This window comes from Streptomyces sp. NPDC043952 (genome assembly GCF_056435325.1).
The window spans coordinates 157,822-171,948 of sequence record NZ_JBWKES010000004.1 but is presented as its reverse complement, the minus strand read 5'-3'; the positions used below and the strand labels follow the sequence as shown (position 1 = coordinate 171,948).

At 71.9% G+C, this 14,127-nt stretch carries 16 protein-coding genes, 1 other RNA gene and 2 pseudogenes; 6 read left to right on the top strand and 13 right to left on the bottom strand.

Features of this window, described 5'->3' with window-relative positions; genetic code table 11:
- Window position 1 precedes the first annotated feature (1 nt).
- Window positions 2-382, top strand: a complete 381-nt coding sequence (locus AC069R_RS06310; RefSeq protein ID WP_478764984.1) for a hypothetical protein — start codon at window positions 2-4, stop codon at window positions 380-382.
- A gap of 731 nt (window positions 383-1,113) precedes the next feature.
- Here AC069R_RS06310 and AC069R_RS06305 read toward each other — a convergent pair.
- The 8 genes from AC069R_RS06305 to AC069R_RS06270 form a co-directional block, all read right to left on the bottom strand.
- Window positions 1,114-1,602: a hypothetical protein gene (locus tag AC069R_RS06305; RefSeq protein WP_478764982.1), complete on the bottom strand. Its 489-nt coding sequence runs from the start codon at window positions 1,600-1,602 to the stop codon at window positions 1,114-1,116.
- 107 nt (window positions 1,603-1,709) lie between these two features.
- Complete coding sequence (locus tag AC069R_RS06300) at window positions 1,710-2,378, bottom strand: contact-dependent growth inhibition system immunity protein (protein ID WP_478764980.1); 669 nt, start codon at window positions 2,376-2,378, stop codon at window positions 1,710-1,712.
- A 28-nt stretch (window positions 2,379-2,406) separates the two neighbouring features.
- Window positions 2,407-2,706: an RNase A-like domain-containing protein gene (locus AC069R_RS06295; RefSeq protein ID WP_478764978.1), complete on the bottom strand. Its 300-nt coding sequence runs from the start codon at window positions 2,704-2,706 to the stop codon at window positions 2,407-2,409.
- Window positions 2,707-2,714: 8 nt separating this feature from the next.
- Window positions 2,715-3,272 (bottom strand): hypothetical protein, encoded by a 558-nt coding sequence (locus AC069R_RS06290; protein WP_478764976.1) that lies wholly within the window; start codon window positions 3,270-3,272, stop codon window positions 2,715-2,717.
- A 17-nt stretch (window positions 3,273-3,289) separates the two neighbouring features.
- Window positions 3,290-4,969: an RNase A-like domain-containing protein gene (locus AC069R_RS06285; protein WP_478764974.1), complete on the bottom strand. Its 1,680-nt coding sequence runs from the start codon at window positions 4,967-4,969 to the stop codon at window positions 3,290-3,292.
- Entirely contained in the window at window positions 4,969-5,280 is a 312-nt protein-coding gene (locus tag AC069R_RS06280; RefSeq protein WP_478764973.1) for a WXG100 family type VII secretion target, read from the bottom strand. The genes AC069R_RS06285 and AC069R_RS06280 overlap by 1 nt, the downstream gene beginning before the upstream one ends.
- Before the next feature lie 60 nt (window positions 5,281-5,340).
- Window positions 5,341-5,766, bottom strand: coding sequence for a WXG100 family type VII secretion target (locus tag AC069R_RS06275; RefSeq protein WP_478764971.1), 426 nt, complete (start codon window positions 5,764-5,766; stop codon window positions 5,341-5,343).
- Window positions 5,767-5,870: 104 nt separating this feature from the next.
- Window positions 5,871-6,194: an ATP-binding protein gene (locus AC069R_RS06270; RefSeq protein ID WP_478764970.1), complete on the bottom strand. Its 324-nt coding sequence runs from the start codon at window positions 6,192-6,194 to the stop codon at window positions 5,871-5,873.
- A gap of 66 nt (window positions 6,195-6,260) precedes the next feature.
- Here AC069R_RS06270 and AC069R_RS06265 point away from each other — a divergent pair, with 66 nt between their 5' ends.
- Window positions 6,261-6,449: a DUF397 domain-containing protein gene (locus AC069R_RS06265; RefSeq protein WP_478765291.1), complete on the top strand. Its 189-nt coding sequence runs from the start codon at window positions 6,261-6,263 to the stop codon at window positions 6,447-6,449.
- A 4-nt stretch (window positions 6,450-6,453) separates the two neighbouring features.
- Here the strand turns inward: AC069R_RS06265 and rnpB are convergent.
- From rnpB to AC069R_RS06245, 4 genes and pseudogenes are all read right to left on the bottom strand, one after another.
- An RNA gene (rnpB, locus tag AC069R_RS06260) (RNase P RNA component class A) lies at window positions 6,454-6,860 on the bottom strand.
- 67 nt (window positions 6,861-6,927) lie between these two features.
- Window positions 6,928-7,722: pseudogene (locus tag AC069R_RS06255) on the bottom strand (DMT family transporter); the annotation flags it as partial.
- A 55-nt stretch (window positions 7,723-7,777) separates the two neighbouring features.
- Window positions 7,778-8,623, bottom strand: coding sequence for a helix-turn-helix domain-containing protein (locus AC069R_RS06250; protein ID WP_478764968.1), 846 nt, complete (start codon window positions 8,621-8,623; stop codon window positions 7,778-7,780).
- An 85-nt stretch (window positions 8,624-8,708) separates the two neighbouring features.
- Entirely contained in the window at window positions 8,709-9,365 is a 657-nt protein-coding gene (locus tag AC069R_RS06245) for a TetR/AcrR family transcriptional regulator (RefSeq protein ID WP_478764966.1), read from the bottom strand.
- Between the two features lie 47 nt (window positions 9,366-9,412).
- Between AC069R_RS06245 and AC069R_RS06240 the strand changes: the two genes are divergently transcribed.
- From AC069R_RS06240 to AC069R_RS06230, 3 genes are read left to right on the top strand one after another with little or no spacing between them, the layout of a single operon-like run.
- Complete coding sequence (locus AC069R_RS06240) at window positions 9,413-11,005, top strand: FAD-dependent monooxygenase (RefSeq protein WP_478764965.1); 1,593 nt, start codon at window positions 9,413-9,415, stop codon at window positions 11,003-11,005.
- 33 nt (window positions 11,006-11,038) lie between these two features.
- Entirely contained in the window at window positions 11,039-11,794 is a 756-nt protein-coding gene (locus AC069R_RS06235) for a MerR family transcriptional regulator (protein WP_478764963.1), read from the top strand.
- Window positions 11,791-12,357 carry a hypothetical protein gene (locus tag AC069R_RS06230; protein WP_478764961.1) on the top strand — a complete coding sequence of 189 codons (567 nt, stop codon included), beginning with the start codon at window positions 11,791-11,793 and terminating at the stop codon, window positions 12,355-12,357. Before AC069R_RS06235 ends, AC069R_RS06230 begins: the two co-directional genes overlap by 4 nt.
- Here AC069R_RS06230 and AC069R_RS06225 read toward each other — a convergent pair.
- Window positions 12,344-13,242 (bottom strand): annotated as a pseudogene (locus AC069R_RS06225) (RNB domain-containing ribonuclease). The gene AC069R_RS06230 and the pseudogene AC069R_RS06225 sit on opposite strands and share 14 nt — an antisense overlap.
- Window positions 13,243-13,309: 67 nt before the next feature.
- Between AC069R_RS06225 and yaaA the strand changes: the two are divergent.
- Window positions 13,310-14,092 (top strand): peroxide stress protein YaaA, encoded by a 783-nt coding sequence (gene yaaA / locus AC069R_RS06220; RefSeq protein WP_478765290.1) that lies wholly within the window; start codon window positions 13,310-13,312, stop codon window positions 14,090-14,092.
- Window positions 14,093-14,127 lie beyond the last annotated feature (35 nt).

The window sequence follows — 14,127 nt, the reverse complement described above, 5'->3', positions numbered from 1 at the left end:
CATGCTGGCGGCAAACATCGTCTTCGCCTGCGAAACCCTGCTCGTGGCGGCAGGCATCATCTGGATGTTCGCGGTTGCCCGGACCGGGGCCCGGGTCGCCGGGGCCAACCGGCCTCGCCTTGGACTGATACAGCCGACCGGCGAGCTGATCACGGCTGCGGCACTCAGCCTGGGCGCCGGGTGGGCCATCGCCCGCCACTCCGTACCCAACTTGCTGGTGCTGGCGGTCCTCGGAATCGCTCTCCCCGCCATGGCGGGCATGGCCCTCGCACTGATGATCCGTCAGGAAGAGTCGCCTTTGCGCAGCGTACGGGGGTGGCTGGTCCTGCTCGTTCCCGTCATCGGAGGCGGCACCGCGGGCATGGCACCCCAGCTGTTCTGATCAGACCGGCGGTGTCCGGCGGATACAGCCCGCCGGACACCCCGCCCACCCGGCACCACCGGCCGGCGCCGGCAGCGGGAAGGCGCGCTGCCCGCTGCTGGTGAGGCAGATCCGCGGCACCTCGGACGGCCGTTGCACGGCACGGCTGGACTCGAACGGCACGGTGAAGGCAAGCAGCGCGGTGACCGCGCCGACCATGGCGAAGACCGCCGAGCCGGCCTCCCGGAGGCGCGTACCGTCCGATCAGACCGCCGATGAACTGGGCGCCGCCCATCGCCGTGATGAACGCGAGCGACAGCGCCGGCAGACGCTTGGCCATCTCGTCGCCGCTCCACCGGTCCCGCACCCGCATGCGCGCGATGCCCGCGGCGGCACCGACACCGATGCCCTGCGACGCGCGCAGCGCCAGCGAGGCCGGCAGCGGTCCCGGCAGCCGTACCGGTCCGGCGCCACGTCCCACAGCACCGCCGGAGCCGCGGCGTCGATCATGAACGCCGAACCCAGGCAGCAGCCCACGAACGGTCCGCGCAGAAACACCGGTGTGTTCCGCCTTGCGGCCCGCCCCCCATCGACGGACTGGCCTCCCGCCTGGAGGCCCCGCAGACGGCTCAAGCCATCACGGCCCTGGTGGCCCCACGGACACTGACCCCGGACGCGGGCGAGGTGTTCGAACGGCATCTGAGGGGGTGCTGGAGCGGCCGTTGAAGCCGTCGGTGTAGCTCGCGGAGGGGTCAGTCGTCCTCGAAACGCCAGAGCACCAGGACGTTCTCGTCCGACACCCCGATGAGGCAGATGTCGATGGTGAGTCCCGCGAGGACGTCGGCGTGGAACGACGAGGCCAGGAAATCGGCCTCCGCGCCGTCCTCCCCGTGCCCGTGATTGGTGAAGAAACGCGCGCCGCCCCCGACGGTGGCGAGGACTTCGCGCAGACAGCTGTCGCGTTCCGCGTTCGGCACGCGAAGGGACGGATGAGGGCCGTACAGAAGAGATCCGACCGAGATCAGCCCGGCCAGCTCCAGGGCCTGGGCAGCGGAGATCTCCAGGAGGCTGTCCCGCAATTCCCCGGAATCGACTTGCCGGAGTACGGGATGTCCACGGATCGTGTTCATCACCGTGTCGCGCCAGTCCGGTTCCCCTCGGGCGGCGAGCGCGGCGAAGGACTGACGCCCGTCGAAGCGCCCTCGCCCACGGGCGAGCAGTTCTGCCCTGCTTTCCGTCATAGGTCCTCCGCGGGTGTGTCTCCTCGATGAACAGGCGGGCTCCGTCCTCCACGGTGGAGTCCTGGCAATTGCGTGCGAGCCCCTGTAGATGCAGGAGGCCGCTCGGCTCAGCCTTCGTCGGTCGGTGCGGCGAGTTGGCCGGCGACGGCTGCCAGCCAGCCGCTGGGTGAGTAGGGCGTGGGAGGGTCGACCTCCATGCCGAGTTCCGAGACGGCGAGGGCGTAGTCGGACTCGTCCAGGTCGAGCGCGAGCAGTTCCTGGAGCTCTCCGACGAGGCGGACCACAAGGTGACGGTCGGTGGAGTTCCGGTAGTCCTGGACGGCAGCGTGATGGTCGTCGAACTCGTCCGGCATGTCCTGGGAGAACCATCCCCCGAGGAACTGACCCAGCTCCGGGAAGTGGGCGTGCCACTCCCAGTGGGTGGCGGGGGCCGCGGGCGGCGGCACCTCTCCCGTCTCGATGCTGTGCTTGATGTGGTCGGCGAGGCAGCGCAGCCAGGGCTGGATCTCGGCCTGGGGCAGGCCGACGTCGGGGATCGCGTAGAACTCGCCGAGCCGCAGCCGGAGCCGCCCCGGCGGGTTGTCGGCGTACTCCCGCAACTGCCGTTCGGCGGCGGCGAGGGCCCACGGCCGGCTGTGCCAGGTGTGCCGGAGGTAGGCGGTCAGGGCCGGGCCGGGCTGTTCCGGGGTGTCGTCGGCCGGCTGCCCGAGGTAGGCGCGCATGACCTGGTCGAGTTCGCCGTAGCGGCGGTCGTGTTCGAGGGGGCTCAGGGGCACGGTGGTCAGCCTCTACGGGTCTACGGGTCTACAGATAGATCGGCAACGAGGAGTGCACGGTGAAGCCGTGCGGGCGGGCGGGGTCCCTCCTGAGGACCACCCGAGCGGCCCGCACCTCGACGGGCTCCCGGCCCGCCAGCATCATCGCCTGCAACAGCACCCGCCCGACCGGCTCCTCCCGCGCGGGCCAGGCCGCCTCGATGCTCAGCCGCGCCCGCGTGGACTGCGCGAGCCAGCGGTGGATGAGCTGCTCGTTGGCGGTGACGACCTGCTGGGTGGCCCATTGGGCGGTCTCGCGGTCGGGGTAGGTGGCGGATCGGGTGCGCATGATGGATTTCAGTCCTCGGAGAAGGCCCAGAAGACTCCGACCTCAGAGTCGGAAACAACGACGAGGCCGCAGTCTGTGGTGAACTCGGACAGGCAGTTCCACTCGGTATCAGGGTTCATGAGGTTGACGTTCGGATCATCCCGAGCCTCGGCCGCATTCGTATAGCATCTGGCATCCTCACCGAAGCGGGAAAGAATTTTCTTGGCGCAGGCGACAAGCCGCTTCTCACGGTTTGCGAAATCCGGAATATTGGCCGACTGGTAGAACTCCCCTTGCAGGGCGACCAGCAACTGTGCGGCGGATTCCCTCACCACCGGGTACAGGAGCCTGTCGAATTCTTCGAGGCGGAGATCGGCGAACGGCTTCTCGTCGGTCGCCGCGGAGGCACTGCTCGGTGGGGGGACGACCAGGGCGCTCCAGCCGCGCGGGTCCCTGGCCTTGAGCATCATGACCGCCTGCACATCGCGGCGCCAGTCGTCCCGGGTCCGCGGACCCACCGCCGCGAAGGCGAAAGCCCCCCCGAACAATTCCAGCAGGCCGGCCTGCCAGGAAGCGGAATCGAGCACCCTGTCTCCTTTCGTGGCTACGGCTGAACCGTGTCGCTGGGCATCGAGGTGAGCACGACATACGGAGGATGGCCACCTGGGCGTGGCTTCAGCGTCACGTTGACACTATGCGAGTCATGGGCGGAAGAGTCACCCCGAGTCCACGTCCTGCCCACGACGTCGGAGAAAGTGAGGCCCAGGGTCCTCTTGGACCGCGCCGGATCCGGATTGCCCGCCAGCCACCGGGAAATCTTCTGTTGATTGCCCGGATCGTCGAGAACCCCCTGTGTGTAACGCTGCGCCGAACCCAGGTCGGTGAATGTCGAGGCGGCGATCGGCGCGACCGTGCCATCCGGGCGGACCCTCGCCTGATCGCGGAGCCGCTGCTCCAACTGGGCGTCTGTCTTGCCCACATGTTTGTCGATGACGTGCGAGCCCGAAACACCTTCCTGATTCGCGAGATCGACGGGGAAACGGTGGTGGGACTCGTCGTCTCCGGGAACCGTGTAGAGCGGATCCCCCTTGAAGTCCGTCAGGGCTCGCGCGCCGAATGCCTCGGCCCTCGCCGTTTCGGCGTTGAAGCTCGGAGCACTGGTATAGGCCTCGTCCAGCGCCGCCATCAGGTCCTCGATGCGCCGGACCTGGCGGTTGACCCGGTTGTCGTAGGCGGTGACGGCGTCGTTCATGGCGCCCTCGTCGATGTCCAGGACGATACCGACCGAGAGGTCCGTCACCACGCCCTTGCCCATGTGCCACAGCCCCTTGAGCACGCTCGTGGGGTGGCTGATCTCCATCTTCTCCGGGTCCAGCTGCCGGATGCTGTCCTTCACGGCCTGGGTGTAGATCCGGTGCAGGTCGCCGCGCACGTCCTCCGCCGCCAGGGCCACGTTGTAGACCGCGTCGACCATGGTGTCGCAGGTGTCGAACAGGACGGCGAAGACGGGGTGGCTGGTCCCCGGCTTGCGCGCGCCGTCGTTCGCCCAGTCGTAGCCGTCGCGGGTCTGGCCCCAGGCGGACGTTCCCCACAGCGTGCTGCAGAACGCCCGCATCGCGTCGTACCACTCCTGGTTGGCCTGGTCGGTGATGCCGCTGATGTAGCCGGTCAGCATCCCCTCCACCATGCCGAGCGTGCCCTGCGGCATGCGCCACGCCTCGGAAATCGAGTACAGCCGCAGGTGGTTGGGGAGCGGGAGGATCTTCGCCGCCTTGCCCCACCGGCACTCGTGCTCCAGCAGGGGCCGCATGACGGTGAGGACTATGCCCTCGAATCCCTCCAGGATCTCTTGCGCGAAGCTCTGTCCGGCATCGACGTCACCCCACTTGAAATCGGTGACCGGGCCGTACGTGGGCGGCGTGTCGATCACCTGCGGGGCGGGGCGCTGCGCCGGAGGACCGCTCGGCGAGGGGTGCGTGGCGTGGTCGGCCGCCGCGTAGTTGTTGGCGGTGCTGTTGAAGCCGACCGCCGCACCGCCCACGCTCACCACGGACTTGGCCCAGACGTCGAGGAACCGGTTGGCGATCTTCACGTAGGACGTGGTGAAGCCCTTCATCGCCGATCCGTTGCCGCCGCCGTCCGGATACCGCGCCAGCTCGGTGAGGAACGCCTTGACGCCCTGGTCGAGAGGGTCCTGCTGGCCCGCCACGTTGGCGGACACCTGGTGGAGGACGGAGGGCGTCACATCGATGGTCCCCTGACCGGGCTGCGCCGGGGTGGCCATCAGGCGGCTCCCCAGCCGCGCAGCACCGCCCGGTGCGCGGCCGCGTAGTTGGCGTGCCCGGTGGTGACGTATGCGTGCAGCCACTTCTGGGCCGCCTGCACGTCCTGTGCGGAGCGGTCCCATTCGTCCAGCTTCTCGACGAAGATCTCGCGGGCCTCGCCCTTCCAGGACAGCACGACCGGTTCGACGCGGTCGTACAGATCACCCAGTTCGCCGTTGAGCTTCTTGAGGATGTCCTCCAGGTCCAGGGCGAGTTCATGGAGCGTGGCGAACGAGACGGTGATGTGGTCGCCCTCGGCACCGGTCGACATGGTTCCCCCCTGTTGTTCGGTTTCACCGCGGTGGTGAGACGGCACGTGGTGCCGTGCGTGTCAGAAGCCGTCCAGGCTGCTGTGCGGGCGCGTCGACGCGCCGTCCGCCGCGGTGTTCGGCGTGGACAGCTTGTCGACCTCGCTGTCGACGTCCACATGGATGCGCCGCATCTGCTCCAGCACGTGCAAGTCGTCGCTGCTGAAGCCGTCACGGCTCAGCCGCACCGCCTGCTCCAGGCCCTTCATCACTTCCCGGATGCGCACGGCGTCCTCGGCCGCCGCGCGGTGGAACTTCCGGTACGCCGTCGCCGCGGGCCCGCGCCAGCCGGCCTCGACGCGGTCGACCAACTCGTCCATGCGGCGGACCTGTTGATCGAGGTGGCTCTGCATGTGGTCGAGGTCGTTCGCCAGCTTGGTGAGATCCTCGGACGACACGTGCAGGTCGGCGCCTTGTTGATGGCCCGGCCCCGTCCCCCGTGTGCCCATGTCGTGTCTCCCCCCGATTACCAGCGGTACCAGTGGCCCGCCGACAGCGTTCATTCTACGGCGGTCCCGTCGGAAGGCCTTCTGCCGGCCGGGGAGTTGGTCCGTCAGAGCGCGTACTCCGCCCACACCGTCTTGCCGGGGCCCTCGGTACGCGGGTGCCAGCCCCAGCGGGCCGCCAGGTGGGACACGAGGAGCAGCCCAGTGACTTCGACGCGGACAGTCCCGGAACGGGGCGCCAGTTGAAGCTCGAAGTGGAAGTCCCGGCCGGGTACGCGACCATGCTGTACGGCGTTCGCGGTCAGCTCGGCGACGAGCAGCACGATGTCGTCGTGCGACCCGGTGCCGTACGGGATGCCCCAGGCGTCCAGCCGTACGGCGGCCAGCCTGCGAGCGAGGCGGGCTCCGCGCGGGGTGGAGGTGAAGCGCATCTGGAAAGTCGCGAGTTGTGCAGTGCCAGGGGTGCTGGCGGGTTTCGCCGTCACGCTGAGCCCTCGATCGTCACATCCAGTCTCACCTGGTTCAAAAGCAGCTACAGCGGAACCGAGGGCGGTCAGTGTGTGGAGGTCGCGGCCGGTATGGCCGCCGTCCACGTCCGGGACTCCAAGGCCGTCACCGGACCCCTGCTCACCGTGTCGCGCCAGGCGTGGGCCGGGTTCGTCGGGATGGCCTCGTCGGAGGCGTAGGCGGCAGACGAGTCGGGCTGTACGCCGGGTTCTGTTCTCCGGGGTCCTCGCGGGCCCCGGAGCGACGGCCATCCATCTAGGGCCGGCGTTGCCGCCGGCCTCGTGCGGTCTACCCGCGGACTCGGGCGGGCAGCCCTCGAACGTCCGCGCAGAGCGCTTGTGACGGCGCTCCTTTTGACCTTGCTCCGGGTGGGGTTTACCTAGCTGCCCAGGTCGCCCTGGGCACTGGTGGTCTCTTACACCACCGTTTCACCCTTACCCAGTGCCTGAGCACTGGGCGGTTTGCTTTCTGTGGCACTGTCCCGCGGGTCACCCCGGATGGCCGTTAGCCATCACCCTGCCCTGTGGAGCCCGGACGTTCCTCGGGAAGCCCCCTAGAGGGGGACTCCACGCGGCCGTCCGCCCGGCTCGTCTGCCGTGCCGACCATGGTACCGGTCGTACGCGCCGCCGCGGACCGGCCGCCGTCGCCAGCACCGAGCCCGCCAGGATGAACGCGAAGGCCAGGAGCACGGTCAGGGTCAGGGGCTCGTGCAGGACGGCGGCGCCCGCGGCCACCGCCACCGCCGGGTTCACGTAGGTGATGACGGTGGCGCGGGCGGGCCCCGCCTCCTTGATCAGCTCCAGGAAGGCCACGAAGGCGAGGGCGGTGCAGAGCACGCCCAGCGCGGCGAGCGCGGCCAGGGCCCGCGGGGAGGGCAGGGCGGTCGGGTGGGTGAGGGCGGCGGCGGGGGCGTAGACGAGGGCGGCCAGGGTGAGGCAGGGGGCGGTCAGGTGCAGGGAGGGGACGTCCCCTAGGTGGCGGGCGGCTATCAGGGGTGCCATGGCGTAGCCGACGACGGTGAGCAGGACCTCGGCGAGGGAGCGGGCGTCGCCGCCGGTGAGGTGGGGCAGGGCCAGGACCGCCACCCCGGCGAGCCCCAGGGTGAGGCCGGCCAGTCGCCGGGCGCCGAGCTGTTCAGCGGTGCCGAGGAGGCGGGCCGCGAGCAGGCCCACGATCGGCACCCCCGCGATGAGCAGGCCAGACGTGGAGCTGGACAGGTGCCGTTCGGCGTCGGTGAGGGTGAACCAGGGGACGACGATCTCCAGGACCGCGAAGGCCAGCATGGGCCGCCAGTGGGTGCGGGCGGTGCGGGGCAGGCCGCCCTGGCGCAGCGCGAACGGCAGCAGCAGGGCCGCGCCCAGCGCGCAGCGGGTGAACACCAGGACGGGTGGGGACACCTCGGCCACCGCGACCTTGATCAGCAGATAGGGGATGCCCCAGACCACTCCCATCAGGGAGAACAGGAACCAGCCGCGTGCAGTCATGCGGCGAGCCTCGGCCACTTCCTCACCGGGTGTCTTGAACGCTGTTGCGGTACGCCGCCGGGGTCACCCCGAGCACCCGGCGGAACCAGCGGGTCAGATGCGCCTGGTCCGCGAAGCCGACGAGCCCCGCCACCTCCGCCGGCCGCAGCCCCGCCGCCAGCAGCGCCCGCGCCCTGCCCACCCGGTACTGGGCGAGCCAGGCGTACGGCGGTATGCCCGTCGCCGTACGGAAGGCCCGCAGCAGCTGGTACCGGGACAGGCCCAGGTCGGCGGCGAGCGAGGCGAGCGACGGCGGGGCGGTCAGCTCGTCGGCGAGCCGGTCGCGGACCGTGCGCGCGATGCCGGCCGCGCCGGGGACGCGGTCGGGCACCGGCCGGGCGGTGGAGTGCCGCCGGGCGAGCGCGGTGAGCAGCCAGGGAAACCGGGACTCGGCCTCCAGCGGGTCCGGGCAGGCGCCGAGTCCGGTGTGCGCGCGGGCCAGGGCCAGGGCCAGCTCGGGGTCGTCCAGCAGGGGTTCGGGGAAGTGCGGGGCGCCCCCGGTGGTGCCCTCCCCCAGCAGGGACGGCTCGGCGTACAGCGCGCGGTAGGCGTAGCCGTCGGTGGCGTTGCCGGGTCCGCCGGTGTGCATCTCACCGGGGTCCAGTACGACGATCGTCCCGGCGCCGGTGCAGATGTGGCCGCCCCGGTAGTCGATCACCTCGTACCCGCCGACGCAGACGCCGATCGTGTACTCGTCGTGGGCGTGCGGGGCGTAGGTGTGCCGCCGGAAGCTCGCGGTGAGCAGGTCGAGCGGCGGCCCCCCGCGGCCGAGTCTGGTCCGCCGCCACAGGGCCCGTTCGGGTCCGGATGCGGTCACTGTCCCGGTCATGGACGCCCCCTCGTCGTACGGCGGTCGCGCCGCCCGCCGTGGGAACGCCCGCCGGGTCCCGCTTCCTTCCCCGCGGGTGGGCGGGTCAGCGGTCGAGTCCCGTCCGCTCCAGCGCGGTGAACGCGGCCTCCAGGCGGGTCCGGTGGTCCTCGGCCACCCGTGCCACCGGATCGCCGGCGAGGAGGCGGCGGGCGGTGGTGAGGAAGACGGTGCGGTACGCGGCGACCGTGAGGGCCGCGAGGAGGTCCGGGTCGGGTGTGCCGGCGTCGGCGAGGGCCGCCGCGAGGGCCGTCTCCACCTCCTCGGCGCCCTCGCGGGCGCGGGCGCGCAGGGCCGTGGAGCCGGTCACGATGCGCCAGAACGGGACGTAGTGCTCCCCGACGGCGCTCAACGGGTGCCGTTCGTCCAGGAGTCGGAGGGCCAGGCGCCGTAGCGCGGTCAACGGGGTCTCGTGCGGGGCGCGTTCGCGTACGGCGGCGGCGAAGAGGCCGGCGGCCTCGGGGATCCGGTCGAGGAACAGGTCCTCTTTGCGCGGGAAGTAGTTGAAGACGGTCATGGCGGAGACTCCCGCCGCGCGGGCCACCTCGGCGACCGTCACCGCGTCGAACCCGCGCTCCCCGAACAGTTCCGTCGCGATGTCGGAGATCCGGCGGCGCGTCGCGCGCTTCTTGCGCTCCCGCAGCGGGAGCGCGCTCTCGGCGTCCGGTCCGGCGTCCGATCCGGTATCCAGCTCATCGTTCATGAAAAAACTATAGCGGATAAAAACTTTTAGTGACTATAGTGCGGCTCATGACGATGACACAGGGCACGGAGTACGACGTGGTGGTGGCCGGAGCCGGCCCCGTGGGGCTCTTTCTCGCCGCCGAGCTGCGGCTCGGCGGGGCCGCACGGGTGCTGGTGGTGGAGCGGCTGACCGAGGTGGACGAGACGATCAAGGCGGGCTGGATCAACAACCCGAGCGTGGTCGCCCTGAACCGGCGGGGGCTGCTGCCCGAGCTGGCGGCGGCGCGGGAGGCGGTGCGGGAAGGGCTCCGGGCGTTCCAGGGCGACAGGGAAGGCAAGGGCGCCGAGGGCGACACGGGCGGTGGCGGTACGGCGAAGCAGCCACCCAGGACCGCCGGGCACTTCGCCGGGATCATGCTGGACCCCGACCTGTTCGACCCCTCCGGCCCGGAGTGGGCGGACGCCGATCCCGCCGTCGGTCCCGGACTCGTAATGCCCCAGGTCGAGTTGGAGCGGGTTCTGGGCCGCTGGGCCGACCGGCTCGGGGTGGAGGTGCGCCGGGGCGTGGAGCTGACCGGCTTCACGGCGGACGCGGACGGGGTCGCCGTACAGCTCGGCGGGCAGACCGTGCGGGCGGGCTGGCTGGTGGGGTGCGACGGTGGCCGGAGCACCGTGCGCAGGCTGGCCGGGTTCGAGTTCCCGGGCACGGACCCGGAGATCACCGGCTACCAGGCGGTGGCCGAACTGACCGGCACCGAGGGGCTGAAGCCGGGCTGGAACACGACGGACGTGGGGACGTATGTGCACGGGCCGTTCCCCGGCCGGGTGCTCAGCGTCGAGTTCGACAGCCCGCCGGCCGACCGGTACGCGCCCGTCACCGCCGAGGAGTTGCAGACGAGCCTGCGCCGCGTGTCGGGCGTGCCGGAGGTGACCGTCACCGGACTGCGCACGGCGACCCGGTTCACGGACAACGCCCGGCAGGCCACCGAGTACCGCAACGGCCGGGTGCTGCTCGCGGGCGACGCGGCGCATGTGCACTCGCCGTTCGGCGGGCAGGGCCTGAACCTCGGTCTCGGGGACGCGCTGAACCTCGGCTGGAAGCTCGCCGCCGTCGTCCGGGGCCGGGCGCCCGAGTCGCTGCTGGACACCTACACCGCAGAACGGCATCCGCTCGGCGCCTGGGTGCTCGACTGGACCCGCGCCCAGATCGCGCTGATGCGCCCGGACCGGCACGCCCGCGCCCTGCGCCGGGTGGTCGTGGACCTGGCGGGGAGCACCGCCGGCACGACGTACCTGGTCAACCAGGTCTCCGGCGTCTGGCAGCGCTACGACCTGCCCGGCAGCCACCCGCTGACCGGGGCGAGCGCCCCCGACCTGGAGCTGTCCGACGGCACCCGCCTGGGCGAGCACCTGCGCACCGGCCGCCCCCTCCTCCTCGACCTCACCGGCTCCCCCGCCGTGCGCGCCCTGGCGGCCCCCTACGGCGACCACCTGACCCTTCTCACCGCCACCTGCCCGTCCAGGCCCACCCTCGCGGCCCTCCTCGTCCGCCCGGACGGCTTCGCGGCCTGGGCGGCGGACACGGAGGGCGAGAAGAAGGACGCCGAACTCGTCGAGGCCCTGGAACGCTGGGTCGGAACGGCCGGGGCGACCGCTTGACCTTGACGCCGCGTCAACGTCTGTACTGGTCCCATGCGGATCGGAGAACTCGCCGCCGCCGTCGCTGTCTCGACGCGCACCGTGCGGCACTACCACCAACAGGGCCTGCTGCCGGAGCCGGAGCGGCGCGCCAACGGCTACCGCGACTACACCCTCCGGCACGCCGTCATCCTCGCCCGGATCCGGCGGCTGACCGAACTGGGCCTGGGACTCGCGGAGATACGGGACGTGCTCGCCGACGACGCCGGGCGGGAGCTGGTCGTGGTGCTCGCCGCGCTGGATGCCGATCTGGCGCGGCAGGAGGCGGAGTTACGGGAGCGCCGGCGGCGGCTGCGCGCCCTGCTGGCCGCCGGGGAGCTGCCCGCCGAGGGGCCGGTCTCGCCCGAACTGGACGGGATATTTCGCGTGTTGGGGCCGGTCGAAGGCTCCCCCATGACCGCCGGGGACCGGGAGTTCCTCGCGCTGATCGACACCGGGGCACCGTCCGGAGAACGCGCACGCCTGCTGTCCGCGCTGCGCGGCGCCCTGGACGACCCGGACGCCGTGACGCGCGTCCGGCAGGCGTACGCCCTGCTCGACGCCCTGGCAGACGCCGGTCCGGACGACCCCCGGATCGCGGAGGCCGCCCGGTCGCTGGCCCGCTGCGTACCCTCCGAACTGGTGCCGCCCGAGGGCACGGTGACCGGTGATCACGCCGTTCTGGGCGCCCTGTACGCCGAGGTCGCCCCGGCTCAGGCGGAGGCCATCCGGCGTGCGTCACAGCTGGTGAGCGCAAGGGAGGACGCATGAGGAGCGTGCAACGGCTGGTGCTGCACGAGGCGCGGGTGTTCGGAAGTCTCGCGCTGTGGATGGGACGGCGTCGCCAAGGGACGGAAGGCGGACGGGAGTTCGGGTACGCGCGGGGGCAGGGGGCGACGCTGCTGGGGCTCGCGTTCGTCTGCGTGGTGGAGACGATCGGGGTGTCCGTGATGCTGCGTGACTGGCCCACCGCGCACGACGCCATGCTGGTGCTGGACGTCTACACCGTGCTGCTCGTCCTCGGCCTGCACGCGGCCGGTGTCGTGCGGCCGCACGTGCTGACCGGGGACACGCTGCGGGTGCGGTACGGGGTGAACGTGGACGTGCGGATACCGCTGGACGCGATCGGCGCCGTACGCCGGGAGACCCGGATGACGCACGAGCGGGCGGAGGGGCAACTCGATCTGCCCGTCGGGTCGCAGACAACGGTGACCATCGAACTCACCGAGCCTGTGAGTCACTTGACGCTGCTGGGGCGGCGGAAGGACGTACGGGTGGTGCGGCTGTACACCGACGAGCCCGCGGCGCTCGTGGGGGCGCTCACGCCGGCGTGAACAGGGGCTTCGCCGTGCCGGGGGGTGCCTTGGCGAGGCGGACCCGTAGGGGGTCGCCCAGGGGGAGGTCGGGGCCCTCGACGCGGCCGCGGACGGCCGGGGCGGACAGCTGGACGGTGCCGACGTCCGGATGGTGGTCGTCCAGGTCCACCACGCAGGCGTCGAAGACCTCCCCCACGCTCGGCTTCGCCCGCACGGTACGGCGCAACCGGGCCACCGCGCCGTCCGGGGCGGGCGGCGGGGCGCGGTACGCCGGCGCGTAGGTGTGGTCCCGCTCGGTGATCTCCTGCTCGGGCACGGTGAGCGAGATGCCGCCGCCTCCTGCCGCTGCCGCGCCCGGCCGGTCTCCCTGAGCAGCGCGACCGGCTCCTCCGCCGTGCCCGAGTCGATGGCCCGCTGGGCGCCCGCGTAGTCGAGCCGGGCACGGCTGCGCACCAGGGCCCGGCGCACCTCGGCCGCGACTGTCCACCCTCGCACCTCGGCCGCGACCGTCCGCCCCTCCGCGTCCAGGTCGATCGTCCACAGTACGGCGGGCGGGGTCCGGCCGGGCGGCAGGCCGGCGGCGGCCTCGCTGAGCGCCTCGGGGTGCAGCGGGACGCGCTCGTCGGGGAAGTACAGGGTGTTCACCCGCCGCCGCGCCTCCGCGTCCAGCGCCCCGCCGGGTACGGCGAAAGGCGGCGATGGCGTACCGCACCCGGTAGCCGGTGCGCCGCCGTCCGTGGCGTCGTACGACGGAGGCGGCGGGGCCTTCGCGGCGCGTTCCGCCGCCTCCCCCACCTCGGGCGGGACCCTCTCCGGGATGCCCAGGCGGGCGCGCAGGGCCGCGAGCGCGACCCTCGGGGGCGCCTCGGGGGCGCCCCTGACCCGGATCCTGCGGCTGAGCACGAGTCGAGCGCAGGGCGCGGGCAGCACCCCGTACGCTGGCGGCTGAGCGCAAGAGAAGGAGTACGTGTTGCTGGTCCTGCTGCCGCCCTCGGAAGGTAAGGCCGACTCGGGCAAGGGCGCCCCGCTGCGGCTGGAGTCGCTGTCCCTGCCGGGGCTGACCGGCGCGCGCGAGGCCGTGCTCGGGGAGCTGGTCGGGCTGTGCGCGGGCGACGAGGAGAAGGCGCGCGAGGTGCTGGGGCTCAGCGAGGGGCTGCGCGGCGAGGTCGCGAAGAACGCGGCTCTGCGCACGGCCGGCGCCCGCCCCGCCGGGGAGATCTACACCGGTGTCCTGTACGACGCCCTCGGTCTGGCCTCCCTGGACGCGGCGGCGAAGCGGCGGGCGGCGCGCTCGCTGCTGGTGTTCTCCGGGCTGTGGGGCGCGGTCCGGGTGACCGACCGCATCCCCTCCTACCGCTGCTCGATGGGGCTCAAGCTGCCGGGGCTCGGCGCGCTGGCCGGGCACTGGCGGGCGCCGATGGCCGAGGTGCTGCCGGAGGCGGCCGGGGACGGGCTGGTGCTGGACCTGCGCTCGGCCGCGTACGCGGCGGCGTGGAAGCCGAAGGGCGAGATCGCGGGGCGGACGACGACGGTACGGGTGCTGCACGCGCCGACCCGCAAGGTCATCAGCCACTTCAACAAGGCGACGAAGGGGCGGATCGTACGGTCCCTGCTGTCGGACGGCGCCCTGCCGCGCGACCCCGCCGAACTGGTGGACGCCCTGCGGGAATTGGGTTACGAGGTGGAGGCACAGGCCCCGGAGCGGGCGGGGCGGCCGTGGGGGCTGGATGTGCTGGTGGAGGAGATCCACTAGGGCCGCAGGGAGCGTTGCGCTGTGCGCAACAGTGA

Excerpts from the sequence above, each read along its gene's own strand:
- AC069R_RS06230 (WP_478764961.1), top strand. The coding sequence starts at position 11,791 with ATGAGGAGCGTGCAACGGCTGGTGCTGCACGAGGCGCGGGTGTTCGGA.
- AC069R_RS06240 (WP_478764965.1), top strand. The coding sequence starts at position 9,413 with ATGACGATGACACAGGGCACGGAGTACGACGTGGTGGTGGCCGGAGCC.
- AC069R_RS06275 (WP_478764971.1), bottom strand. The coding sequence starts at position 5,766 with ATGGGCACACGGGGGACGGGGCCGGGCCATCAACAAGGCGCCGACCTG.
- AC069R_RS06270 (WP_478764970.1), bottom strand. The coding sequence starts at position 6,194 with ATGCGCTTCACCTCCACCCCGCGCGGAGCCCGCCTCGCTCGCAGGCTG.
- AC069R_RS06250 (WP_478764968.1), bottom strand. The coding sequence starts at position 8,623 with ATGACCGGGACAGTGACCGCATCCGGACCCGAACGGGCCCTGTGGCGG.
- AC069R_RS06285 (WP_478764974.1), bottom strand. The coding sequence starts at position 4,969 with ATGGCCACCCCGGCGCAGCCCGGTCAGGGGACCATCGATGTGACGCCC.
- AC069R_RS06280 (WP_478764973.1), bottom strand. The coding sequence starts at position 5,280 with ATGTCGACCGGTGCCGAGGGCGACCACATCACCGTCTCGTTCGCCACG.
- AC069R_RS06305 (WP_478764982.1), bottom strand. The coding sequence starts at position 1,602 with ATGACGGAAAGCAGGGCAGAACTGCTCGCCCGTGGGCGAGGGCGCTTC.
- AC069R_RS06245 (WP_478764966.1), bottom strand. The coding sequence starts at position 9,365 with ATGAACGATGAGCTGGATACCGGATCGGACGCCGGACCGGACGCCGAG.
- AC069R_RS06295 (WP_478764978.1), bottom strand. The coding sequence starts at position 2,706 with ATGCGCACCCGATCCGCCACCTACCCCGACCGCGAGACCGCCCAATGG.
- AC069R_RS06310 (WP_478764984.1), top strand. The coding sequence starts at position 2 with ATGCTGGCGGCAAACATCGTCTTCGCCTGCGAAACCCTGCTCGTGGCG.
- AC069R_RS06235 (WP_478764963.1), top strand. The coding sequence starts at position 11,039 with ATGCGGATCGGAGAACTCGCCGCCGCCGTCGCTGTCTCGACGCGCACC.